At 75.4% G+C, this 24,042-nt stretch carries 19 protein-coding genes and 1 tRNA gene; 7 read left to right on the top strand and 13 right to left on the bottom strand.

Going from position 1 to position 24,042, the window contains the following annotated elements; genetic code table 11:
• The first annotated feature begins 6 nt into the window (after positions 1–6).
• On the top strand, positions 7–600 hold the full coding sequence (locus SOY78_RS06615; protein ID WP_073116889.1) for a cyclodeaminase/cyclohydrolase family protein: 594 nt from the start codon (positions 7–9) through the stop codon (positions 598–600).
• 15 nt (positions 601–615) lie between these two features.
• On the opposite strand, the gene dop is transcribed toward SOY78_RS06615, so the two are convergent.
• From dop to SOY78_RS06640, 5 genes are read right to left on the bottom strand one after another with little or no spacing between them, the layout of a single operon-like run.
• Positions 616–2,337: a depupylase/deamidase Dop gene (gene dop, locus SOY78_RS06620; RefSeq protein ID WP_230282633.1), complete on the bottom strand. Its 1,722-nt coding sequence runs from the start codon at positions 2,335–2,337 to the stop codon at positions 616–618.
• On the bottom strand, positions 2,334–4,088 hold the full coding sequence (arc, locus tag SOY78_RS06625; RefSeq protein WP_324701322.1) for a proteasome ATPase: 1,755 nt from the start codon (positions 4,086–4,088) through the stop codon (positions 2,334–2,336). The genes dop and arc overlap by 4 nt, the downstream gene beginning before the upstream one ends.
• Complete coding sequence (locus SOY78_RS06630) at positions 4,089–5,153, bottom strand: tRNA (adenine-N1)-methyltransferase (protein WP_324701323.1); 1,065 nt, start codon at positions 5,151–5,153, stop codon at positions 4,089–4,091. It lies immediately after the preceding gene.
• Positions 5,154–5,169: 16 nt separating this feature from the next.
• Positions 5,170–6,297, bottom strand: a complete 1,128-nt coding sequence (locus SOY78_RS06635) for a site-2 protease family protein (protein ID WP_324701324.1) — start codon at positions 6,295–6,297, stop codon at positions 5,170–5,172.
• Entirely contained in the window at positions 6,294–7,034 is a 741-nt protein-coding gene (locus SOY78_RS06640; RefSeq protein ID WP_324701325.1) for an HAD family hydrolase, read from the bottom strand. Before SOY78_RS06640 ends, SOY78_RS06635 begins: the two co-directional genes overlap by 4 nt.
• 91 nt (positions 7,035–7,125) lie before the next feature.
• Here SOY78_RS06640 and SOY78_RS06645 point away from each other — a divergent pair, with 91 nt between their 5' ends.
• Complete coding sequence (locus tag SOY78_RS06645; protein WP_036315178.1) at positions 7,126–8,076, top strand: proteasome assembly chaperone family protein; 951 nt, start codon at positions 7,126–7,128, stop codon at positions 8,074–8,076.
• 22 nt (positions 8,077–8,098) lie between these two features.
• Here the strand turns inward: SOY78_RS06645 and mshC are convergent, their stop codons facing one another.
• The 3 genes from mshC to SOY78_RS06660 form a co-directional block, all read right to left on the bottom strand.
• On the bottom strand, positions 8,099–9,367 hold the full coding sequence (mshC, locus tag SOY78_RS06650; RefSeq protein ID WP_141842903.1) for a cysteine--1-D-myo-inosityl 2-amino-2-deoxy-alpha-D-glucopyranoside ligase: 1,269 nt from the start codon (positions 9,365–9,367) through the stop codon (positions 8,099–8,101).
• Positions 9,368–9,431: 64 nt separating this feature from the next.
• Positions 9,432–10,265: an undecaprenyl-diphosphate phosphatase gene (locus SOY78_RS06655; RefSeq protein WP_036315183.1), complete on the bottom strand. Its 834-nt coding sequence runs from the start codon at positions 10,263–10,265 to the stop codon at positions 9,432–9,434.
• A gap of 69 nt (positions 10,266–10,334) precedes the next feature.
• Positions 10,335–10,553, bottom strand: a complete 219-nt coding sequence (locus SOY78_RS06660) for a hypothetical protein (RefSeq protein ID WP_036315190.1) — start codon at positions 10,551–10,553, stop codon at positions 10,335–10,337.
• Positions 10,554–10,646: 93 nt separating this feature from the next.
• Here SOY78_RS06660 and SOY78_RS06665 point away from each other — a divergent pair, with 93 nt between their 5' ends.
• On the top strand, positions 10,647–10,886 hold the full coding sequence (locus tag SOY78_RS06665) for a DUF5703 family protein (protein WP_010078677.1): 240 nt from the start codon (positions 10,647–10,649) through the stop codon (positions 10,884–10,886).
• 52 nt (positions 10,887–10,938) lie between these two features.
• Here SOY78_RS06665 and SOY78_RS06670 read toward each other — a convergent pair whose 3' ends face one another.
• The gene (locus SOY78_RS06670; protein WP_126860685.1) at positions 10,939–12,264 is read right to left on the bottom strand and encodes a M20/M25/M40 family metallo-hydrolase; all 1,326 of its coding nucleotides are present in this window, start codon (positions 12,262–12,264) and stop codon (positions 10,939–10,941) included.
• A 116-nt stretch (positions 12,265–12,380) separates the two neighbouring features.
• Between SOY78_RS06670 and SOY78_RS06675 the strand changes: the two genes are divergently transcribed.
• Positions 12,381–12,464, top strand: a tRNA-Leu gene (locus SOY78_RS06675).
• An 84-nt stretch (positions 12,465–12,548) separates the two neighbouring features.
• Positions 12,549–16,058: a 4-alpha-glucanotransferase gene (malQ, locus tag SOY78_RS06680; protein WP_416383410.1), complete on the top strand. Its 3,510-nt coding sequence runs from the start codon at positions 12,549–12,551 to the stop codon at positions 16,056–16,058.
• A gap of 67 nt (positions 16,059–16,125) precedes the next feature.
• Here malQ and SOY78_RS06685 read toward each other — a convergent pair whose 3' ends face one another.
• Genes SOY78_RS06685 through SOY78_RS06695 form a run of 3 tightly spaced genes read right to left on the bottom strand, consistent with a single transcriptional unit; the run spans position 16,126 to position 19,747 of the window.
• Complete coding sequence (locus SOY78_RS06685; RefSeq protein WP_248100615.1) at positions 16,126–17,019, bottom strand: MaoC family dehydratase; 894 nt, start codon at positions 17,017–17,019, stop codon at positions 16,126–16,128.
• A gap of 2 nt (positions 17,020–17,021) precedes the next feature.
• Entirely contained in the window at positions 17,022–18,371 is a 1,350-nt protein-coding gene (locus SOY78_RS06690; protein ID WP_251649138.1) for a 3-oxoacyl-ACP reductase, read from the bottom strand.
• A 32-nt stretch (positions 18,372–18,403) separates the two neighbouring features.
• Positions 18,404–19,747, bottom strand: a complete 1,344-nt coding sequence (locus SOY78_RS06695) for an acetyl-CoA C-acetyltransferase (protein WP_061867265.1) — start codon at positions 19,745–19,747, stop codon at positions 18,404–18,406.
• 118 nt (positions 19,748–19,865) lie between these two features.
• Between SOY78_RS06695 and SOY78_RS06700 the strand changes: the two genes are divergently transcribed.
• Together SOY78_RS06700 and SOY78_RS06705 are read left to right on the top strand one after the other, a co-directional pair.
• The gene (locus SOY78_RS06700; RefSeq protein ID WP_036383382.1) at positions 19,866–20,579 is read left to right on the top strand and encodes a TetR/AcrR family transcriptional regulator; all 714 of its coding nucleotides are present in this window, start codon (positions 19,866–19,868) and stop codon (positions 20,577–20,579) included.
• Entirely contained in the window at positions 20,576–22,699 is a 2,124-nt protein-coding gene (locus SOY78_RS06705) for an acyl-CoA dehydrogenase (RefSeq protein WP_324701327.1), read from the top strand. Before SOY78_RS06700 ends, SOY78_RS06705 begins: the two co-directional genes overlap by 4 nt.
• Positions 22,700–22,778: 79 nt before the next feature.
• On the opposite strand, the gene glgA is transcribed toward SOY78_RS06705, so the two are convergent.
• Complete coding sequence (glgA, locus tag SOY78_RS06710) at positions 22,779–23,975, bottom strand: glycogen synthase (RefSeq protein ID WP_324701328.1); 1,197 nt, start codon at positions 23,973–23,975, stop codon at positions 22,779–22,781.
• Positions 23,976–24,042 lie beyond the last annotated feature (67 nt).

Consider the following 24,042-nt stretch of genomic DNA (forward strand, 5'->3'; position numbering starts at 1 on the left):
GGGCGCATGATCCGCGACGAGAGCATCGAGAGCTATCTGGGGCGCCTCGCCTCCGGCGAGCCCACCCCCGGCGGCGGCGCGACGGGCGCGCTCGCGGTCGCCGAGGGCGCCGGACTGCTGGCCATGGCGGCCCGGTTCAGCGCGGCCGAGGAGGACGCCCGGGCATCGGAGGGCCTGATCGCGGCGTGCCTCGGCCTCGCCGACGGCGACGAGCGGGGCTTCGGCGCCGTGGCCGAGGCGTTCGGGCTGCCCCGCGACACCCCGGAGGACCGGGCCCGGCGCTCGGCCGCGATCCAGGCCGCCCTGGCCGAGGCCGTCCAGCCGCCCCGCGGGATCGTCGACGTCGCCGAGCGTGCGCTGGACCTGGCCGAGCGTGTGCTGGACGCGGCGAACCCGAACGTGCTCTCCGACGTCGGTGCGGCGCTCGGCTGCGTCCGGGGCGGCCTCACCGCCGCCGCGGTCACCCTCGAGACCAACCTGGGCCCCCTCCGCGACGAGGGCCTGGAGGGCGTCCTGCGCACCGACGTCGACCGGGCGGACCGTCTCGTCGCGCGGGCGGACGCCCTGCTGGGCCGCGTGCGCGCGGCCGTCGCGGGCTGAGCGCCCGCCCTCGCCTCAGGCCCGCGCGCCGAACAGCGGCGGCAGCGTGGCCACGAGCGCCTCGTCGTCGGGCCGGGGCGCGGCGGCGTCCTCCCACCAGCCGGGCAGGTCGACGGCGGCGCCGACCAGCGGCTCGGCCAGGTGCAGCCGGTGCACCCGCTCCCCCGCCCCGCGCAGCAGCAGCGTCTCCCACGCGGCGCCGGCCACGCGGTCACCGTGGCGGCCCACGAGGTTGCCGCGGGTCCACGCGCGGGTGGCCCGCGGCGGCATGCCGACGGCGGCACGGATCTCCGCCTCGTCGGCGAGCGTCCGGAGGGCGCCGGCGGCCACGAGGCGGCGGTGCAGGGAGCGGGCCGGGCGGAGGTCGGCGTACTGCAGGTCCACCATCGCGAGGCGGGGGTCGGTCCAGTCCGCGCCCGTGCGGGCCCGCAGGCCCTCGAGGACGCGCAGCTTGGCCGCCCAGTCGGCGCGGTCGCTCAGGGACAGCGGATCCGCGGTGGCGTCGTCGAGGTCGACGGCCCAGGCGTCCAGCACTTCGCGCGTCTGCGGATCCGTCACCCCGAAGGCGGCGCAGTGGGCGCGGGCCGCGTCCAGGTAGGACCGCAGGATCTGCAGCCCGGTCCAGTGCCGGCGCACGGGGCCGTCCGCGATGCGTTCGAGCAGGGGCACCGTGGCCCGCAGGCCCGGGTCGTGGCTGATCGTCTGCAACGCGGCCACCGGGTCGTCCAGGGTGAGCCGGGGCGCCGTCCCGGCCTCGGCCATCGCGAGGACGAGCGCGGTCATGCCCATCCGCAGCCACGTGGCGTGCTGGCTCAGCGTCGCGTCGCCGATGATCACGTGGAGTCGGCGGTAGGCCTCGGGGCGGGCGTGCGGCTCGTCCCGCGTGTTGACGATCGGCCGGTGGATCGTGGTCTCCAGGCCCACGGGCTCCTCGAAGTAGTCGGCCCGCTGGGACAGCTGGAAGCCCGGCCGCTCCCCCGCCGGGCCGAGGCCCACGCGGCCCGCGCCCACGAGCACCTGCCGCGCCGCGAAGAACGGCAGCAGGACGGCGGTGAGCTCCTCGAAGTCGAGGGACCGGGCCACGAGGTAGTTCTCGTGCGCGCCGTAGGACTGGCCCTTGCCGTCCACGTTGTTCTTGTAGACCAGCACCTCCGGGGCGCCCTCGGCCTGGCCGATGTGCTCGGCCGCCGCCTGGGCGACCAGGTCCCCGGCGGCGTCCCACACCATGGCGTCCCGCGGGGTGGTCGTCTCCGGCGACGAGTACTCCGGGTGGGCGTGGTCCACGTACCAGCGCGCGCCGTTGGCCAGCACGGTGGACAGCAGCAGGTGCACGGGCTCCCCGTCCGGGCCCACGAGCGCCTCGTCGGTCAGCTGCGAGGGGTGCGCCGCCGAACGCGGCAGCCGCCAGCCGCGGGCGTCCACGAGCGGCGACTCCCCCGTGTAGTCCCACTCCGTGCCGGCCACCGCCGAGCCGGACCGGGTCGCCAGGTCCGCGTACGCGTTCACGAGCTCCACCGAGAGCACGCTGTGGTGCGCCCCCGGGTTGGCCGGCGCGTGGATGCCGAACTCGGTCTCCGTGCCCATCACCCGGTGCACGCCCCAGCCGGCGGCGTCCCGCCCGTTCGGGGGAACGGCCGCGCCGTGGAACAGCCGGCGCTGGCCCTCGAAGGCGGGGGTCGGGCCGACGTCGACGGCCCGGGCGAAGCCGTCCGCGGCCCCGCGGCCGAACGCGCTCATGCCCCGACCCCCCGGACCATGCGCAGCGAGCGCAGCCGAGGACCGCGCCAGCCGGAGGTGCGCGCCCACTCGGCGGGCGCGACCGTGGCCAGCAGGTCCGTCTGGTCCTCCAGCACCGCGGCCACGGCCTCGCGCAGGTGGCCCTCGCGGACGCCGAGCGCGGCCGGGGCCTGGCCGGCGGCCAGGTAGTCGCGCACCGCGTGCCGCTTGGCCCGGTCCACGACGTCGGCCACCACGGCACCCGAGACGAGGTCGGCCAGGTGCAGGGCGTGGGTCGTGCCGGACACGTCCGTCAGCTCCGCCAGCGCGGTGTCCGCGCCGCGGTCATAGAGGGCGGCGACCGTCCGGGCGATGAGCGTCGCGCGGGCCGCGTCCGCGGAGCCGGCGGCCGCGACGTCGTCGGCGTGCAGGGGCACGTCCGCGGTGAGGTGCTTGGCCATGATCTCCGCGGCACCGGCGGCGTCGGGACGGTCCACGCGGATCTTCACGTCCAGTCGGCCGGGGCGGAGCACGGCCGGGTCGATCATGTCCTCGCGGTTGGAGGCGCCGATGACGATCACGTTCTCGAGGGCCTCGACGCCGTCGATCTCGGTGAGCAGCTGCGGGACGATCGTGGTCTCCACGTCCGAGGAGACGCCGGAGCCGCGCGTGCGGAACAGCGACTCCATCTCGTCGAAGAAGATGACCACGGGGAAGCCGGCGTCGGCCTTCTCGCGGGCCCGGTCGAAGATGACGCGGATCTGCCGCTCCGTCTCGCCCACGTACTTGTTCAGCAGCTCGGGCCCCTTGACGTTGAGGAAGAACGAGCGCTCGCCGTCCGCGCTGCGGGCCGAGAGGGCGTTGGCCACGGCCTTGGCGAGCATGGTCTTGCCGGTGCCGGGCGGGCCGTACAGCATGATCCCCTTGGGGGCGCGCAGGCCGTGCTCACGGTAGACCTCGGGGTGCAGGAACGGGATCTCGACGGCCTCGCGGATCCGGTCGATCTGTGGGCCGAGGCCGCCGATGTCCTCGAACGAGACGTCCGGGACCTCTTCGAGCAGCACCTCGTCCACCTCGGACAGCTCGACCCGCCGCAGCGCCCATTCGACGCGGGCGTCCACGGTGACGGCGTCCCCGTGGCGCAGCTCGACACCCTCCAGCGCCGGCGCGCGCCGCACCACGCGCTCCTCGTCCGCCGTGCCGGCCAGGACGAGGCCGCCGTCGGGCAGCGCCTCCTTGACGCGCAGCAGCTGACCCGACCCCGTGCCCGGGGCGACGCCGACGATCGAGCTGGACTCGTCCAGCAGCACCTGGGCGCCGGGGGTGAGGCGGGCGGCGTCGAGCAGCGGGGAGACCGTCACGCGCAGCCGCCGGCCGTTCTGCACGACGTCCGCTCCCCCGCGCACCACGGCGCCGGTCTCCACGCCCTCCTCGGGCTCGCGCGGGGCGTGGACGGCCTCGAGGGTGGCGAAGGTGAACGGCGGATGCGTGACGGCGTCCAGGTTCTCCTTGAGCGTGGTGATCTCGGCGCGCGTGGCCTCGAGCAGCTCGACCATGCGCCGGTTGTTGCGGGCGGCCGTCTGCGTCTGGGCCTCGGCGGCCCGGCGGCGTTCGCTCAGGCCGGCGGCGTGCCGCTGGGCGGACTGCAGCTGGTGCCGCAGCCGTTCGGCCTCGGCCTGGGACTGCCGCAGCAGCTCCCGCGCCTCGGCGAGGCGCTGCTCGGCGTGCTCCGTGCCTGATTGCGCGTGGTGGTCCACCGGTGCTCCGTCCACTCAGTCCTGCTCCCCGGTCGGGGTCCTCCCACCGTACGCGTCCACACCCTGCTCGGCGGCGCGTGACCGCGCGGCCATGAGGCGGGCCTCCTTCGCCGCCTTGCGCGCCTTCTTGTCCGTGACCGGCCGTTCGCCGAGGGCCTCGGGCGTCCACCGGGCCTCGTCGGCCGGCTGCCAGGCCTCGACGTCCTCGGCCCTGAACTCGGAGACCTTGGAGCGCTTCTTCAGGCGCAGCGCCTCCTCGCCCGAGGCCAGGCGGCGGGCCGTGAGGAGGAAGCCGGTGTGCGCGACCATGCGGTGGTCGGGGCGCACGGCGAGCCCGTCCAGGTGCCAGCCGCGCACGAGGGTCTCGTTGGCCTCGACCTGCGTGAAGCGGCCCGAGTCCCGGATGGCCTCGGCCACGCGGGAGAGCTGGGTGGCGGTGGCCACGTAGTTCAGCCACACACCGCCGGGGGCCAGGACCTCGGCGACGGCGTCGAGGCATTCCCAGGGGGCCAGCATGTCCAGGACCACCCGGTCCACGGAGCCCGGCTCGTGGACCTTGGGCATCTCCTCCTGCGCGTCGCCGAGGTGCACCGACCAGGCGGGGTGCTCGGCGCCGAAGAAGGCCTCCACATTGGCCCGGGCGACGTCCGCGAACTCCGGGCGGCGCTCGTAGGAGTGCAGGCGACCGTGGTCGCCCACGGCGCGCAGCAGGGACATGGACAGGGCGCCGGAGCCCACGCCGGCCTCGACCACGACGGCGCCCGGGAAGATGTCCGCCTGCTGCACGATCTGCGCCGCGTCCTTCGGGTAGACCACCGTGGCGCCGCGGGGCATGGACAGGACGAAGTCGTTCAGCAGGGGGCGCAGCACCTGGTACGGCTGGCCGGCCGAGTTCTCGACCACGACGCCCTCGAAGCCGCCGATCAGGTTGTCGTGCCGCAGCACGCCCTGGTAGCTGTGGAACTCCCCGCCGGGCAGCAGGGTGATCGTGTTGAGGCGGCCCTTCGCGTCCTTGATCTGCACGCGCTGGCCGGCCCGCAGGGGGCCGCGGCGCGCGCTCACGCCGGTGGGTTCGGTCATGGGGGGCTCCTTCGGTTCAGGGACGCCGCGTCGCGTCGACGGCGGCGAGGATCGTCTCGCGGGGCACCACGGAGCGCACGAGGCCGTGCGCGTCGGTCAGCACCCACACGGGGGTCTGGGGGTCGGCCAGGCGGGCGGCCAGGTCGGGACCGGCGGCGGGGACGTCGTCGCGGACGAGGACGGCCTCCGGGGCCAGCGCGACGGCGACCGCGGCCAGGGCGGTGGTCGTGCGGCGCGCCGGGGTCAGGCCCGCCGCGGCCGTGAGGTCCAGCACGCCGCGGGGCCGACCGGCCCCGTCCACGGCCACGACGGCGCGGCGGCCGCCGTCCGCCTGGGCCAGGGCCTCGGCGACGCTGAGGTGCTCGGGCAGGGCGATGGCGGGCGCCTCGACCTGCTCGAGCCGCAGGGTCTCCAGCCGGCGGCTCCAGCGCCCGTGGCGCACGGCGTCGTCGGCGCCCCGCCACAGCGTGAGGGCGACCCAGGCCGCCAGGACGACGACGAACAGGTCCGGCGCGCGGCCCGCGAGGGTCGGGGGGCCGAGCACGGCCGCGAGGACGCCCACCGCGACGACGCGGCCGGCCCAGCCGGCCGCCTCGACGCCGCGGGCCCGGGAGCCGGTGGCGGCCCAGACGGCGGACTCGACCATGCGGCCGCCGTCGAGCGGGGTGCCCGGCAGTGCGTTGAACGCGGCCAGGAGGAGGTTGGCCCACACCGTGACCTCGAGCAGCAGGGCGGGGACGGACGGGCCGGGCACGGCGCGGGCCGCCAGGTGGGCGAGGCCCGCGAGCACGAGGTTCGCGGCGGGGCCGGCCATGGCGGTGAGGACCGTGTCCAGCGGTCGGGCGGACGGGCTGCGGAACTGGGTGTGCCCGCCCCACAGGGTGAGCGCGATCTCCTCGGTGCGCTGGCCGAAGGCGCGGCCGGTGAGGGCGTGGGCGGCCTCGTGGACCAGGACGGAGAGGGCCAGGAGCACGGCGTACCCCAGGGCGACCCCGTAGGCGACGCTGCCGATCGCGGGCAGCGCGCGCTGGATCTGCGGGCCGAACGCGAGGGTGATGGCCGCGGCGATCAGGAGCCAGGACCAGGACAGGCGCACCGGCGCGCCGGCGATCGTGCCCAGCCGGACGGAGGCGGGCCCGCTCATCCGGCCCCGTCCGCCCCGGGCCCGCGCGCGGCGGCGATCCGGCGGACCGCGGCGAGGTCGGCCGGCGTGCGGCCGGCGAGCGTCGTCCACTCGACGGTCGCGAGCCCTGCCGGCAGCGGCAGCACGCTGGGCACGCCGACCGTGGGCAGGCCCGCGGCCACGGCCGCGCCGACGCCCACCGGGGAGTCCTCGACCGCCACACAGTCGGCGGCCGTCAGCCCCGGTGTCCGCTCGGCCAGCAGCTGCAGGCCCAGCCGGTACGCCTCCGGGTCGGGCTTGCCCCGGGAGACCATGTCCCCCGAGACGACGACGTCCAGCGTGCCCGCCGGCGCCCGCTCGGCCAGCGCGCGGGCCAGCGGGGCGTGGGACATCGTCACGAGGGCGCCCGGCACGCCGGCCTCGGCGAGCGCGACGAGCAGCTCCCGGGCGCCCGGCCGCCACGGCACCCCGCTGACGACCCCCTGGACGACCTCGTGCATCGTCAGGTCGATGATCCGCTGCACGGGCAGGTCCAGCCCGGCCTCCTGCAGACGGCGCGCTCCCTCGTCGAGGGGGCGTCCCACGAGGGAGGCGGCCAGGTCCTCCGACCAGGTGCCGCCGTGCTCGACCACCAGCCGACGCTGGACGGCGTTCCACAGGGGCTCGGTGTCCACGAGGGTGCCGTCCATGTCCCACAGGACGGCGCGCGGCAGGCGGCGGGCACGGTCGTCCGGGGCGGGCGCGGGGTGGCGGGGCATGGAGTGCATCCTATCGAGCGCCGCCGCCGGGGTGTGCGGGGCGGGTCGCGGGCCGTGGCCCCGTCGTCGGGCCGTGTCTAGGCTGGCCGCCATGACCGACGCTACCTCCGAGGACCAGCCGGACGACGTCCTGGGCCCGCTGCGGACCCACCTGACGGCGACCGTGGACGAGCTCGAGGCCGGGCGGCGGGCCCCCACGGTCCTGTTGCTGGCCTTCGAGGGGTGGAACGACGCCGGGGAGGCCGCGACCGGGGCCCTGGGCGCGCTGCGGGAGCAGTGGGACGCGGCGGACGCGGGACGGGTGTGCGACGGCGAGTTCTACGACTACCAGGTCACTCGACCCCTGGTCCGGCGCGACGCCGACGGGCTGGGGACGCTGGACTGGCCGGCGGTCACCCTGCACGAGGCGCTCCTGGACCGTGAGGGTCGGCCCGTCGCGGGCGAGGCTGCCCCGCCGGACGGGGTGCGTGTGCTCCTCGCCGTCGGCGTGGAGCCGAACGTGCGGTGGCGCGCGTTCCTCGAGGAGCTGTTCACGGCGGCCGACGCGCGTGACGTGGACGCCGTCGTGACGCTGGGCGCGCTGCTGGCGGACGTGCCCCACACCCGGCCCCTGCGCGCCCGCCCGACCTCGCCGCTCGTGGACGTGCGGGTGGCCGTCGGCGCGGACCGTCCGGTCTACGAGGGGCCCACCGGGATCATCGGCGTCATCGCGGACGAGGCCGCGCGCCGCGGCCTGCCGAGCCTCTCGCTGTGGGGGACGGTGCCCCACTACGTGGCCCAGGCGCCCTCCCCCAAGACGCTGCTCGGGCTGGTCGAGGCGGTCGAGGACCTGCTGCACGTGAGCGTGTCCACGCGCGGGCTCGAGGACGACGCGAGGGCCTGGCAGCGCGGCGTGGACGAGCTGGCCGCCGAGGACCCCGACGTCGCCGCCTACGTCCGGCAGCTCGAGGAGGCCCAGGACACCCAGCAGCTGCCGGAGGCCTCGGGCGAGTCGATCGCGCGGGAGTTCGAGCGCTATCTGCGCGGGCGCGGCGGACGCTGACGCCCGGCCCCGCCCGGCGGGGTCAGCGCAGGCGCAGACCCAGCAGCGCCGCCACGACGTCGACCACCGGCACCGGATCGGCGGCGGCCTCGGCCAGGCCCGGCAGGGTACCGGCCGCCCATGCGTCGAGGGCCTCCAGCGCAAGGGGGGCGTCGAGGTCGTCCGAGAGCGCCGCGTGGACCGCGTCCAGCACGGCGACGCCGGCGGCGGCATGCGGTCCGTCCAGGGCGGCGCGCCAGCGGGCCACCCGCGCCTGGGCGTCGGCCAGCACCTGCTCGGACCACTCCCAGTCCGACCGGTAGTGGTGCGCGAGGATCGCCGCGCGGACGGCCACCGGCTCGACGCCCCGCGCCCGCAGGCGGGAGACGAGTTCGAGGTTGCCGAGGGACTTGGACATCTTCTCGCCGTCCAGGGCCACCATGCCGGTGTGCGCGTAGGTGTGCGCGAGCGGCAGGCCGTCGACGGCGGTGGCGTGCGCGGCGGAGAACTCGTGGTGCGGGAACCGCAGGTCGGAGCCGCCGCCCTGCACCGTGAACGGCGCCGGCAGGTGGGCCCGGGAGATCACGGAGCACTCGATGTGCCAGCCGGGCCGGCCGGAGCCGAGCGACCGACCGTCCCAGGCAGGCTCGCCCTCGCGGTGCACGCGCCACAGCAGCGGGTCCAGCGGGTCGCGCTTGCCGGGGCGGTCGGGATCGCCTCCCCGCTCCGGGAACACCGCGGCCATCTCGTCCAGGCCCATCGCGGAGACCTGTCCGAGGCGCCAGTCGGTCGCGGACTGGGCCGCGCGGACGTCGAAGTAGACGTCCCCGTCGGGTTCGCCGTCGCCGCCCGGCACGCGGTATGCCCGGCCCGCCGCCAGCATCGTCTCGACGGCGTCCACCACCAGGCCCACCGCCTCGGTCGCGCCGACGTAGTGGTCCGGGGCGAGCACCTCGAGGGCGGCCATGTCCGCACGGAACAGGTCGGTCTGCTCCTCGGCGAGCGCGCGCCAGTCGACGCCGGTCGCCTCGGCCCGCTCGAGCAGGGGGTCGTCCACGTCGGTCACGTTCTGGACGTAGGCGACCTCAAGACCGGCCGCGCGCCAGTAGCGGTGCAGCAGGTCGAAGGCCACATAGGTGCTCGCGTGGCCGAGATGCGTCGCGTCGTACGGGGTGATCCCGCAGACGTACAGCGAGGCGCGCTGCGCGTCGTTGCCCGGATGCCGAGTCCGTCCCGTGGCGGTGTCGTGCAGCCGCAGCCGGTCGGGGCGGCTCGGCACGGCGGGCGGGGCGGGGGTGCTCCAGGACTTCACGGGACTCCTCAGATCGGGGTGGTTCGGCGGTGCCGGGCCGCCATGCCCGGCGGCGGGAGCGGGCTCAGGCGCTGATGACGCCCGCGCCCAGCAGGGCGAACAGGACGCCGCCCAGGAGGATGCGGTACCAGACGAACGGCAGGTACGAGTTGGTGCTGATGAAGCGCATGAGCCAGGCGATGACCGCGTAGGCCACCACGAAGGCGATCGCGGTCGCGACCAGCGTCTCCCCCATGCCGTACGGGCCCTGCGTGCCGGGATCGGTGAGCGAGGTGTACAGCTTGTACAGGCCGGAGGCGAACACGGCGGGCACCGCCAGCAGGAACGCGTAGCGGGTGGCGGCGGGCCGGGTGTAGCCCATGGCCAGGCCGGCCGCGATGGTGCCGCCGGAGCGCGAGACGCCCGGGATCAGCGCGAGGGCCTGGGCCAGGCCGTAGAGGACGCCGTCCCGCACGGTGAGCTTCTCGAGCGGCTTGGTCTGACGGCCGAGCCGGTCCGCCAGGGCGAGCAGGACGCCGAACACGATGAGCATGGTCGCCGTGATCCACAGCGACCGGAACTCCGTGTCGATCCAGTCCTCCAGCAGCAGGCCCAGGACCGCGATCGGGATCGAGCCCACGATGATCAGCCAGCCCATGCGCGCATCGGGGTCCGAGTGCGGGATCCGCCCCGTGACCGCGGCGCACCACCGGCCGATGATGCGGGTGATGTCGCGCCAGAAGTAGATGAGGACCGCCAGCTCCGTGCCGAGCTGCGTGATGGCCGTGAAGGCCGCCCCCGGGTCGGTCGCGGAGGGCAGGAACTCGCCCACGATGCGGATGTGGGCGGAGGAGGAGATGGGCAGGAACTCCGTGAGGCCCTGCACCAGGCCCAGGATGATGGCTTCGATCCACGTCACGGAGGGTCACTGTACGCCACGGCCCCGGGTGGGAACCCGGGGCCGTGCGATCCGTCACGAGCAGGACGGTCAGTCGTCGTCGTCCTCGTCGTCGAAGAGGTCGAGCGGGGTGACCTCCTCGGTGTCCGCGTACAGGGCGTCCTCGTAGGCCTCGAAGGCGTCGGCCACGGCGAAGAAGGCGGCTTCGACGGCGGGGTCGTCCTCGCCCCGCTTGTTCTGCGCGGCCACGAGGTGTTCGTTCAGGGCGGTGGTGAGGGCCTCGAGGGCCATGCGGGCGTCAGAGCTCATGGGTGAACGGTAACCCGGTGGCCGGTGACGCGGCCAGGGGTGGGCCGTACGGGACCGGCCGCCGGACCCGACGCCGTCTGCCAGGATGGGCGGGTGCGTGAACAGCTGATGTCCTCGACCCTCGACGCGATCTCTCGCGGACAGAAGTGGGAGTACCTGGTGATGACGGTCGCCCCCCACGAGTCCCTCGCCGACGCCCGGCGGCGCCTCGTGGAGCACGCGGAGTACGGCCAATGGGAGCTGCAGCGCTCCGTGCACTACCGTGACGGGGCGCGCCGCTACTGGATGCGCCGCCGCGTGATGCGCGTGGCCTCGACCCTGCAGACCCTCTGAGGCGCGGGCGCGACGACGCCGCCCCGGCCGTCGTCGCCGCCCGCGGCCCGGATCAGCGCGGCTCCAGCATCCGCTCGAGCACCCGGCAGCCGAACTCGAGCGCGTCCACGGGCACCCGCTCGTCGATGCCGTGGAACAGGGACGTGAAGGCCAGGTCGGCGGGCAGGCGCATGGGCGCAAAGCCGTAGCCGGTGATGCCCAGCCGGGAGAGGGACTTGTTGTCCGTGCCCCCGCCGAGCATGAACGGCAGCACCTGGGCCTCGGGGTCCTCCGCCTGCAGCGCGGCGATCATCAGCTCCACCAGGTCCCCGGAGAAGGGGGTCTCCAGGGCGACGTCCCGGTGCTCGGGCGCGATGGTCACCTCGGGGCCGGCGAGCTCGGCGATCGTGGCGAGGGCGGACTCCTCCTCCCCGGGGATCAGGCGGACGTCCACGGTGCCGGTGGCCGAGGACGGGATGACGTTGTGCTTGTAGCCGGCGGTCAGCCCCGTCGGGTTGGACGAGGTGCGCAGGGTGCCGGCCACCCAGGACCGGGCCTGCCCGAGCGCGTCGAGCTGCGGCGTCGGGTCCGTCTCATCGAAGTCCACGCCCATGATCTCGGCCACCTGTTCGAGCAGCGCGCGCGTGGTCTTGGTGTACACGAGCGGCCACTCGTGCCCGCCGATGCGGGTCATGGCGCCGGCCAGCCGGGTGACCGCGTTGTCCGGGTGCGGGGCCGAGCCGTGCCCGGGGGCGCCCTCCGCGGTGAGGTTCAGCCAGGCGAGCCCCTTCTCCGCGGTCTGCACGAGGTAGGCGCGCGAGCCGTGCACCTCGGTGGAGAAGCCGCCCACCTCGGAGATCGCCTCGGTGCACCCGTCGAACACCTCGGGGTGGTGGTCCACGACCCAGCGTGCGCCGTAGACGCCGCCGGCCTCCTCGTCGGCGAAGAACGCGACCGTCAGGGGGCGCCGCGGCCGGCGGCCCGTGCGGGCCAGGTGCAGCAGCACCGCGAGCACCATGGCGTCCATGCCCTTCATGTCCACGGCGCCGCGCCCCCAGATCATGCCGTCCTTGAGCTCGGCGCCGAACGGGTCCACGCTCCACTCGTCCGCCTCGGCGGGGACCACGTCCGTGTGCCCGTGGATGACGAGCCCCGGCGCCTCCGGATCCCAGCCCGGCAGGTGCCCGACGACGGACACCCGGCCCGGCGCCGACTCGAAGAAGCGGGGGGTCATCCCCGCCTCGGCCATGAGCCGGGCGCAGTACTCCGCGGCCTCGGGCTCACCGACGGAGACGTTGCCCCCGCGGTTGGTCGTGTCGATCCGGATGAGGTCGCGGCAGATCTCCACGACGCGGTCCTCGGGGCGCGAGCGGGCGGGGTTCACGATGTTCTCGACCATGGTTTTGAGCCTAGCCCGAACCCGTGCTATCTTTCTCGAGTTGCCCGGAGCGGGACGGACCGGACAGGACCGGAACGCGGTGGGCGACGGAGCCTCTCCCAGGGCTCCACCGATGAGCGCGAGTGGCGGAATTGGTAGACGCGCAGCGTTGAGGTCGCTGTGTCCGCAAGGACGTGGGGGTTCAAGTCCCCCCTCGCGCACCGCTCGTCGAGCAGCAGGGCCCCGGTCGTCATGACCGGGGCCCTGCGTGTTCCCCGTCCGGGGTCCCCTCTAGAGTGGTGTCCGTGCGACGGCAGGCGCCGTCGGTGGAACCGCACGACGGCATGGAGGACCCGATGGCCCTGGAAGCCCCCGCACTGCTGCACCGGCTCGCGCGAGCCCACGGGGTGCAGCCCGAGTACGTCGGGCAGGACGGCTCGGCCCAGACCGTGCCGGACGAGGCCCTCGTGAAGGTGCTCGCCGCCCTCGGCGTGTCGGTCCGTCCGGACGGCGTCGCCGCCCTGGCCGAGGCGGTGGAGGAGGCGGAGACGGCCCCCTGGCGGGACGTGCTCCCGCCCACCGTGGCCGCCCGGTCCGGTCACCGCCTGTCCGTGCCGTGCCACGTGGCCGCGGGCGAGCCGGTCGTGGCCCGCGTGCACACGGAGGACGGGCGGACCCTCGAGGTGAGCGTGAGCGAGCCGGTGTCCGAGGTCCGCCTGGTCGACGGCGTCGAGCGCGAGCGCGTCCACGTGCAGATCCCCGCCGACCTCGCCCCGGGCTGGCACCGGCTGGAGGTGACCAGCGGCTCCGGCTCCACCGCCTCCGCGGTCCTGGTCTGCGCCCCGTCCCGGCTGAGCACGGCGCGTCCCTTCCTCGAGCGCCGCGGCTGGGGCGCGGCCGCGCAGGGCTACTCGGTGACCTCGGCGGATTCGTGGGGCATCGGCGACGCGGCGGACATGGCGTCCCTGGCCGAGATCGTCGCCCGGCACGGCGCCGACTTCCTGCTGCTGCACCCCCTGCACGCGGTCGAGCCCGGCCCCCATCCGGCGGACTCGCCCTACTCCCCCGTCTCCCGTCGGTTCCTCTCGGCGCTGGTCGTGCACGTGCCCTCGATCCCCGAGTTCGCCGACCTGCCCGCCGCGGAGCAGGCGGAGCTGCGGTCGGCCGGCGCCCGCGTCCAGGCGGAGCTGGAGCGCACCGGCCGGATCGACCGGGCCGCCGTCGCCGCCGTCCTGTGGCCCGCGCTGCGCCGCGTGCACGAGGTGCCCCGCTCCCCCGAGCGCGAGGCCGCCTACGCGCGGTTCCGCGCCGAGGCCGGCCCGGGCCTGGACGACTTCGCCCTCTGGTCCGTCCTGCGCCTGGACGGCGACGGCACCGGGCCCGATCTCGCCGACCCGGCCTGGGCGCCGGGCGGGGTCGAGGCCGAGCGGGTCCGCGTCGAACGCGCGACCGACGTCGACCTGCACCGCTGGGTGCAGTGGATCGCCGCCGAGCAGCTCGCCGGCGTGCAGGAGCGGGCCCGGTCGGCCGGCATGCGCATGGGCGTCATGGTGGACCTGGCGGTCGGGGCGACCCGCGAGACCGCGGACGCGTGGATGCTCGGGGACGTGCTGGTGCCGACCATGTCCGTCGGCGCGCCGCCGGAGCTGTTCAACCAGCTGGGCCAGGACTGGTCGCAGCATCCCTGGCATCCGCGCCGTCTGGCCGAGACCGGCTACGCCGCGTTCCGGGACATGCTGCGCACCGTGCTGCGCGGCGCGGGCGGCATCCGCATGGACCACGTCCTGGGGCTGTTCCGCCTGTGGTGGATCCCGGAGGGCGCCGGCGCCACCCAGGGCGCGTACGTCGAGTACGACCACGAGGCGATGCTCGCCGTGCTCACGCTCGAGGCCGAGCGGGCCGGCGTCGTCGTGGTGGGCGAGGACCTCGGCACCTTCGAGCCGTGGGTGCAGCGCCGCCTGGCCGAGGCCGGCGTGCTCGGCACGTCGATCCTCTGGTTCGAGCAGGAGGACGGCGAGCCCACCCCGCCGGAGCGCTACCGGCGGCTGGCCATGGCGGCGGTGAACACGCACGACCTGCCGCCCACGGCCGGCTACCTCGAGGGCGTCCAGGTGGACCTGCGCGAACGGCTGGGCCTCTACACCGTGGACGTCGCCCAGGAACGCCGCCGGTCGGCGGAGGAGGTGCGCGCGTTCCTTGCCGCCGCGGCCCGGCGCGGGCTGCTCGCCGAGGCGGAGGTGGACGTCCCCGACGCCGGCCCCGAGGTGCGCGAACGCCAGATCGTGGCCCTGCACCGCCTGCTGGCGCAGGCGCCCTCGGCCCTGCACAGCGTGGCGCTCGTGGACGCTGTGGGCGAGCGGCGCATCCAGAACCAGCCCGGCACCCTCCAGGACCAGTACCCGAACTGGACCGTGCCGCTCGGCGACGGCGCCGGACGGATGGTCTCCGTCGAGGACCTGGCGGACTCGGCGTCGGCGGCCCGGCTGTTCGACGCCGTGGACGCCGAACTGCGGGCGTCCGTGCCGGTGGGGATCGGGGTCAGCCTGCACACCTCCCCTCTGGCCCAGCCCGGCCGCGGCGACGCCGGCGGCTTGAACGTCTACGTGCGGCAGGCCGCCGTCGCCCTGGCCCGCCGGGGCGTGCGGATGATCCTGCTGACCCGGGCGGAGGAGCCGGTGGGACCGGACGGCGCACGGGTCCGGACGCTGGACGTCGGCGGGCAGGCCCCGCCGGTCACGGTCGTGGACCTCGCGGCCGGGCCGTCCGCTCCCGTGGCCAAGGCGGATCTGGCGGGCCTCCGCGACGAGTTCACCCGCGCGGCCCTGGACTGGCTCGCCTCGGACGCCGTGCCGGGCGGTCCCGTCCTCGGCGGCGCGGACGCCCCGCCGGTCGCGTTCGTGCACGGCCACTACTGGCTCTCCGGGTCCACCGCCGCGGCCCTGGCGCGGGCGGCGCACGCCCCGTACCTGCAGACCATGCACACCACGGCGGCGGCGAAGATGCTCGAGGACCCCGAGCTGCGCGAGCCGGCCGCGCGGATCGAGGCCGAGCGCGAGGTCGTCGAGCGGGCCGACCTGCTCGTGGTCAACTCCGCCGCCGAGGTCGCCGACCTGCGCGAGCTGCTGGACGTGCCCCGCGCCCGCACCCGGGTGCTGCCCCCCGGGGCCGACCTCGAGAGGTTCACGCCGGAGGGCGCCGCGCAGTGGCCGGGCGCCCCGGACGACGACGGGGCCCTGCGCGTCCTGTTCGCCGGCCGCGTGCAGCGGCACAAGGGCCCGCACCTGCTCGTGGCCGCCCTCGGGGTGCTGCGCGAGCGGGCCGGTGGCGCGGGCGCCGACCCGGGCGTGCGCCTGCACGTGAACGGGGCCGCCTCGGGGGACGAAGGATTGGACCTGGCGGGCCTGGCCGCGCGGGAGGGGGTCACCGACCTGGTGACGTTCTCCGGGCCGGTGCCCGCGCCCGCCCTCGCCGCCCAGTTCCGGGCGGCGGACGTCGTGGCGATGCCGAGCGCGTCCGAGACCTACGGCCTGGTCGCCCTCGAGGCACAGGCCTGCGGCACGCCCGTGCTGGCGCACCGGGTCGGCGGACTGGTCTACGCGGTCCTCGACGGCGTGTCCGGCCGCCACGTGACGGCGGGCACCCCCGAGGCGTGGGCCGATGCCCTGGCCGAGATCCTGGCGGATCGTGACGCCTGGGCCGCACTGGGGCCCGGCGCCGTGCGCCACGCCGCCGGCCACTCGTGGGAGGCCTACGCGGACGGGCTGCTCGAGGCCGTCGCCGCCGTGACGCGGCGGTCGCCCGGGCTGGACGCCTGACCGCCCGAACGCACCGGCCCGCAGAGACAGGGAGTCTCGGCGGGCCGGTGCGCGGGTCCGATGGCCGTCAGGACTCGAGCGGAGTGATCTCCCCGGAGAAGTGCGGGCGCCGGCGCCGCGCATCCCAGCCGCACACGCGCGTGCCGCCGTCGGGCCCGGGCTCGTAGCGGACGGCCACAGTGGTCGGCAGCACGACGGGCGCCTCGAAGTCGATGTGCCAGCGGAACCCGGCGCTGGCCGGCTCACGGCCCTCGAGCATCCGGGCGGCCAGGAACATCCCGTGGGCGATCGCGCCCTTCATGCCGAACAGTCGGGCCGAGACGCCCGTCAGGTGGATCGGGTTCCAGTCGCCGGAGACGCCCGCGTACCGGCGCCCGGCCCCCGTCCCGAAGCGCCACTGGGCGGTCGGCGTCGGGGGCACGAAGTCCGGGCGGGCGGGCCGCTCGGGACGCAGGCCGGAGAGGTGGACGCCCTTGGCGAGGTACCGGGAGACGCCCTCCCACAGCAGTGTCTCCTCGCCGTCGTCGCCGGGCCCCTCGACGGTCACGACGACGTCCACGGCGGTGCCCGCGTGGTGCGGGACGAGACCCACCGCACGCGCGGTGACGCGCAGGGCGGTCTCCGCCGGGACGGGCCGGTGGTGCAGGACGGTGTTGCTCAGGTGCACCAGCCCGGGCAGGGGCAGCGGGAACTCGGGGTCGGCCATCAGCTCCATGGCCGCGCCGAACACCTGGGTGTGCACCAGGACCGAGGGCAGGTCCGCCGGATCCGCGGACCCGACGGCCCCACGCCACGCGGTCACGGCCTCGGCCGGGATGCGGTGGCCGGTCACGACCACCTGACGGTCCGGGAGCTCGCGGGGACGGCGCCGACGGACGACGGCGTCCGTGGCGGCCCGCCCGGCGGCCCGGACGTAGAGCCGGCCGAGGGAGGGCGGGGCGGACAGCTGCGTGGTCTGCATCCTCACGCCCCCAGCTTCGACTGGCCGCAGACCCGCAGCGTGGCCCCGTTGGTGCCGCCCGCGGCGTCCGAGGCGAGCCAGGCCACCGTCTCGGCCACGTCCTGCGGCAGGCCGCCCTGCTGCAGCGCGTTGAGCCGCCGGCCCACCTCGCGCGTGGCGAGCGGGATCTTCGCGGTCATCTCGGTCTCGATGAAGCCCGGGGCCACCGCGTTGATCGTGCCCCCGCGGGCCGCGAGGACCGGGGCGGACGCCGCGGTCAGGCCGATGACCCCGGCCTTCGAGGCCGCGTAGTTCGTCTGGCCGCGGTTGCCCGCGATGCCGGAGATGGAGGCCAGGCCCACGATGCGCAGCCCGTGGCCCGCCACGTCCCGGGCGTCCTCGGCGAGGAACGCCTCGTTCATGGCCAGCTGGGCCGTGGTGTTCACGGCGAGGACGGAGTCCCAGCGTGCGGCGTCCATGTTGGCCAGCATCCGGTCCCGGGTGATCCCGGCGTTGTGCACCACCACGTCCATCCGGCCGTGCCGGGTGCGGCAGTGCTCGAGGATGCGAGCGCCCGCGTCCGGCGCCGTGATGTCCAGGGCGAGCGCGGTGCCGCCCACCTCGTTCACGACCTCGGCCAGCGCCTCGCCCGCCGCCGGGACGTCCACGCCGACGACGACGGCCCCGTCGCGGGCGAGCGTCCGCACGATGGCTGCGCCGATGCCGCGGGCGGCGCCCGTGACCACGGCGACCTTGCCGGCCAGCGGGCGCGCGGCGTCGGCGGGGACCGCGCCGTCGGCAGTGGCGACGGGCACGAACTGGCCGGAGACGTACGCCGCGCGACCGGAGAGCAGGAACGCCAGCGCGCCGGCCGCACCGGGGGCGGTGAGCGGCACGCCCTCGCCCAGGACAAGGCCGTTGGCCGTGCCGCCGCGGCGCATCTCGTGCGCGATGGAGCGGGTCAGGCCCGTGACGCCCTGGCGGGCGGCGCGCAGGGTCGGGTCCGTGGCGGCCTCGGGGTCATCGAACACCGTCACCACGCGCGAGGAGGAGCCCAGCGAGCGCAGCGCGCCGCCGATCTCCAGCGCCACCGCGCCGAGGTCCGCGGGCGTGGCGACCCCGTCGAAGCACGCGACGATCGCCGCGTGGCGGGCGCCCTCACGGGGGGCGTCGGCGACCTCGAGGCCCCACGAGGCCAAGAGGGTGCGGGCGTCCGCGGCTGCGGGGGTCGTGCCCAGGACGAGCACGGAGCCGGGCAGCACGGGGTCGCCGGGGGTGTGCCGGCGCAGCTCGACGGGTTGAGGCAGGCCCAGGGCGCCGGTGAGGCGGCGGCCCAGGGGCGAGGCGACGAAGGTGCCGTAACGGTCGGTCATGGTCGGTCCTCTCGGGTCGGGTCGGTCGGGGCTCAGCGGCCGCGGAGCAGGGCGACGATGCCCTGGCCGCCGGCGGCACAGACGGAGATGAGGCCGAGGGAGCCCTCCCCCTTCTCATGCAGCATCTTGGCCAGCAGAGCGACGATGCGGCCGCCGGTCGCGGCGAAGGGGTGGCCGGCCGCCAACGAGGAGCCGTGCACGTTGAGCCGGGCGCGGTCCACCGAGCCCAGCGCACCCGGCAGCCCGAGGCGCTCGCGGCAGTACTCCTCGTCCTCCCAGGCGGCGAGCGTGGACAGGACGGTGCCGGCGAACGCCTCGTGGATCTCCACGAAGTCGAGGTCGTCGAGGGTGAGCCCGTGCCGGGCCAGCAGGCGCGGGACGGCGTAGGCGGGGGCCATGAGCAGGCCCTCGTGTCCGTCGACGAAGTCCACGGCGGCGTTCTCCATGTCCACGAACTCGGCGAGCACGGGCAGTCCGCGCTCGGCGGCCCACTCCTCGGAGGAGAGCAGCACCGCGGAGGCGCCGTCGGTGAGCGGGGTGGAGTTGCCGGCCGTCATGGTCGCCTCGTCCCCCAGCTGGCGGCCGAACGCGGGCTTCAGGCCGGCCAGCTTCTCCGGCGTGGAGTCGGGGCGGAGGTTGTTGTCGCGGGCCAGGCCGTGGAACGGGGTCACCAGATCGTCCATGTACCCGGCGGCGTAGGCGGCGCCGAGGTTCCGGTGGGAGGCCGCGGCGAGCTCGTCCTGGGCCTGACGGGTGATGCCCCACTTGTGGGTGGTCAGGGCCTGGTGCTCGCCCATGGACATGCCGGTGCGCGGCTCGCCCGCGCCGGCCGGCTCGGGCACGAGCTGCCCGGGGCGCAGCTGGGCGAGGGCGCGCAGGCGGTCCTTCGTGGTCTTGGCGGTGTTGAGCTGCAGCAGCACGCGGCGCGCGCCGTCCGAGAGCGAGACGGGCGCGTCCGAGATCGAGTCCACGCCGCCGCCGATGGCGGAGTCGAGCTGGCCGAGCCGGATCTTGTTGGCGAGGGTGCCCAGGGCCTCCATGCCGGTGGCGCAGGCCACCTGGACGTCGGCGGCCGGGGTGGCGGCGGAGAGCGCGGAGCCCAGGACGGCCTCGCGGGTGAGGTTGAAGTTGCGCGGGTGCTTGAGGACGGCGCCGGCGGTGACCTGGCCGATGCGCTCGCCCTGGAGCCCGAACCGCGCGACGAGGCCGTCGAGCGTGGCCGTGAGCATCTCCTGGTTCCCGGCCTCGGCGTAGGCGGTGTTGGCACGGGCGAAGGGGATGCGGTTGCCGCCCAGGATGACGGCGGGGCGCAGCGCTCCACCGGCGACGGCGGGGCGGGAGGCGGTCTCGGACGCGGGGGTCTCGTGGTGGGTCATGACGGTCCTCTCGACGGCGGGCCCACCGCCGACGCGGCGGGGGCGTTTCCACCCCGGACGATACGGACATCGGCGGGGTGGGCGACTGTGACCCACAGTACCTGATACGCTCGGTTTCGTGAACCCCGTTACGTCCACCGCCCGGGACGGTCGCAGCGTCCGCTGGGACCGGCACCGCGCCGAGCGCCGTCTGGAACTGGTCCGGGCCGCCCGGTCGGCCGTGCACGCCCTGGGCGCACACGCCTCGATGGAGGAGATCGCGTCCCACGCGGGCACCTCCAAGACCGTCTACTACCGCTATTTCGGCGACCGCGAGGGCCTGCGCCTGGCGGTGTCCGAGCGGGTCACCGCCCACATGGAGCGCCGCCTGCTCGAGGTCGCGGACGAACCGGTCTCCGAACCCGAGGCGCTGCGTCGCATGGTCGAGGTGTACCTCACGGTCGCGGCGACGTCGCCCGAGGTGTACGCGTTCGCCGTCGCCCCGCCCCCCGCCGCGGCCGAGGCCCCTGTGCTGGGCCCGTTCCTCGAGCGCGTCTACGCCGTGCTCGAGTCGGGCCTGGCGCGCGGGATGGCCGCGCGGGGCCACGCCCCGGCGCCGGCGGACCCGCTCGCCCTGTGGCCGCGCGCCGCCGTCGGCCTCGTCCGGGCCGCCGCCGAGACCTGGCTGCGGACCCCGGCCGCCGGTCGCATCCCGGTCGAGGCGATGGCCCGCGCCATCGCCGACTGGCTGCTCACCGGCCTCATCGGCGCCGCGCCCGGCGCCTCCCTCGAACCCGCGGCGGCGGACGCCGACCGCGCCCGCCCCCACTCACGAACAGGAGCATCGTCATGACCGTCCACGAGAAGCTCGCCCCCCAGTCCTCGACGCACAGCACCGAGGTTCCCTCCGACGTCGCCGAGATCGCGCCCGAGCGGCCGACGCCCGGCTCCCTCGACGCCGCGGCCCTCGAGGAGGCCCTCCTCGGCCGCTGGGCCGCGGAGCGCCGCGAATCCCGCGAACTCGCCAAGGACCCCGCCCTGTGGCGCGACCCGCTGCTCGGCATGGACGAGCACCGCGCCCGCGTCCTGCGGCAGCTGGGCGTCCTCGTGGAGCGCAACGCGGTCCACCGCGCCTTCCCGCGCGAGTTCGGCGGCGAGGACAACCACGGCGGCAACCTCGCCGCCTTCGGTGACCTCGTGCTCGCCGACCCCTCCCTGCAGATCAAGGCCGGTGTGCAGTGGGGCCTGTTCAGCTCGGCGATCCTGCACCTGGGCACCGCGGAGCACCACCGCCGGTGGCTGCCGGGCGCGATGGACCTGAGCGTCCCGGGCGCCTTCGCCATGACCGAGATCGGGCACGGCTCGGACGTCGCCTCGATCGCGACAACCGCCACGTACGACGAGGCGACCCAGGAGTTCGTCATCCACACCCCGTTCAAGGGCGCCTGGAAGGACTACCTCGGCAACGCCGCGCTGCACGGCAGGGCGGCCACGGTCTTCGCGCAGCTGATCACCCGGGGCGTCAACCACGGCGTGCACTGCTTCTACGTCCCCATCCGGGACGAGGAGGGCGCCTTCCTGCCCGGCGTGGGCGGCGAGGACGACGGCCTCAAGGGCGGACTGAACGGCATCGACAACGGCCGTCTGCATTTCACCCAGGTCCGCATCCCGCGCACCAACCTCCTCAACCGCTACGGCGACGTGGCCGAGGACGGCACCTACTCCTCGCCCATCGCCTCCCCCGGGCGTCGCTTCTTCACGATGCTCGGCACGCTCGTCCAGGGCCGCGTCTCCCTGTCCCTCGCCGCCACCACGGCCTCCTTCCTCGGCCTGCACGGTGCGCTGGCCTACGCGGAGCAGCGCCGCCAGTTCAAGGCCTCCGACCCGCAGCGGGAGGAGGTGCTGCTGGACTACCAGAACCACCAGCGCCGCCTCATCGACCGCCTGGCCCGCGCCTACGCGGACGCCTTCTCCTCCAACGAGCTCGTGGAGAAGTTCGACGACGTCTTCTCCGGCCGCTCCGACACGGACGTGGACCGGCAGGAGCTCGAGACGCTCGCCGCGGCCGTGAAGCCGCTGACCACGTGGCACGCCCTGGACACCCTGCAGGAGGCCCGCGAGGCGTGCGGCGGCGCCGGGTTCCTCGCTGAGAACCGGGTGGCCCAGATGCGCGCCGACCTGGACGTGTACGTCACGTTCGAGGGTGACAACACGGTGCTCCTGCAGCTGGTGGGCAAGCGCCTGCTGACCGACTACTCGAAGGAGTTCGGACGTCTCAGTGTGGGCGCCCTCTCCCGCTACGTGGTCCACCAGGCCTCGGACGCCCTCCACCGTGCGGGCCTGCACAAGGCCGTCCAGTCCGTGGCCGACGGCGGGTCCGAGCGCCGCTCGGCGAACTGGTTCAAGGACCCCGCCGTCCAGCATGAGCTGCTCACCGAGCGCGTCCGCGCCAAGACCGCCGACGTCGCCGGCACCCTCTCGGGGGCCCGGGGCAAGGGCCAGGCGGCGCAGGCGGAGGCGTTCAACACGCGCCAGCACGAGCTCATCGAGGCCGCCCGCAACCACGGCGAGCTGCTGCAGTGGGAGGCCTTCACCCGCGCCCTGGAGGGCATCACGGATGAGACCACGAAGACCGTCCTGACGTGGTTGCGCGACCTCTTCGCGCTGCGCCTCATCGAGGACGACCTCGGCTGGTTCGTGGCCCACGGCCGCGTCTCGAGCCAGCGCGCCCGGGCCCTGCGCGGCTACGTCAACCGGCTGGCTGAGCGGCTGCGCCCCTTCGCCCTCGAGCTCGTCGAGGCGTTCGGCCTCGAGCCCGAGCACCTGCGCATGGCGGTGGCCACGGACGCCGAGACCCAGCGCCAGGAGGAGGCCCACGCCTGGTTCACGGCCCGCCGGGCCGCCGGCGAGGAGCCGGAGGACGAGAAGGCCGTGCGCGCCCGCGAGAAGGCGGCGCGGGGTCGCCGCGGCTGACCGCGTCCGTCCCCGGACGCACCGGGCCCCCGTCACCTCGCGGTGGCGGGGGCCCGTCTGCGTGGTCGGCCGGGCGGGCTCAGCGCAGCACGGCCTCGTAGACCTCGATCGTGCGCTCCGCGATGGTCTCCCACGAGAAGTGCTCGATCGCGCGGGCCCGGCCGGCCTCACCCATCGCGCGGGCGCGCTCCGGGTCCTCCACGACGCGGGTGAGCGCGGCCGCGAAGTCGGCGGCGAACCCCTCCTCGTCCACGGGCGCCCCCGTGCCGTCGTCGACCTGCTCGAAGGGGACGAGCAGGCCGGTCTCGCCGTCCTGCACGACCTCCGGGATGCCGCCCACGGCGGAGGCGACGACGGCGGTGCCGCACGCCATCGCCTCGAGGTTGACGATGCCCAGCGGCTCGTAGACCGAGGGGCAGGCGAACACGGTGGCGGCCGTGAGGATCTCCATCACCTCGTGGCGCGGGATCATCCCCTCGATCACGACGACGCCCTGGCGGGTGCGCCGCAGCTCGGAGATCAACTCGTTCACCTCGTGCGCCAGCTCCGCGGTGTCCGGGGCGCCCACGCACAGCACGAGCTGGACGTCCTCCGGCAGCCGCAGGGCCGCACGGAGCAGGTGGGGCACGCCCTTCTGGCGCGTGATGCGGCCGACGAACGCGACGGAGGGCTTGTCCGGGTCGATTCCGTACTTCTCCAGTGCGGCGGTGCCGGTCTGCGGGGTCCAGACCTGCGTGTCGATGCCGTTGTGGACCGTGTGCACCTTCGCCGGGTCCACGTCCGGGTAGCAGGCCAGGATGTCCCGACGCATGCCGTCCGAGACCGCGATGACCGCGTCCGCCCCGAGGTAGGCCGTGCGCTCGGCCCAGCTGGACAGGGCGTAGCCGCCGCCGAGCTGCTCCGCCTTCCAGGGGCGCAGCGGCTCGAGGGAGTGCGCGGAGAGGACGTGGGGAACCTCGTGCAGGAGCTTGCCGAGATGGCCGGCCATGTTGGCGTACCAGGTGTGGGAGTGGATGACGTCGGCGCCCTCGAGGTCCCCGAGGATCGTGAGGTCGGTGGCCAGGGTCTGCACGGCCCCGTTGGCGGCGTCGAACCCGGGCGGGTTCGGGTACGTCAGGACGCGGGCCCCGTGGTAGTCCGGGTCGCGCGGCTCGCCGAAGGCATGGACGCGGACGTCGACGCGGGAGGCGAGGACGCGGGTCAGCTCGGCGACGTGGACGCCGGCACCGCCGTAGATGGACGGGGGGAACTCTTTGCTCACGATGTCGATGCGCACGCCCCCAACCTAGTTCAGCCCGGCGGGGGTCGATAGTCTGGCGGCACGGATGCCCCGCACGCCCAGA

It is taken from the genome of Micrococcus sp. HOU01 (genome assembly GCF_035609305.1).
Taxonomy (GTDB): Bacteria; Actinomycetota; Actinomycetes; order Actinomycetales; family Micrococcaceae; genus Micrococcus; species Micrococcus luteus.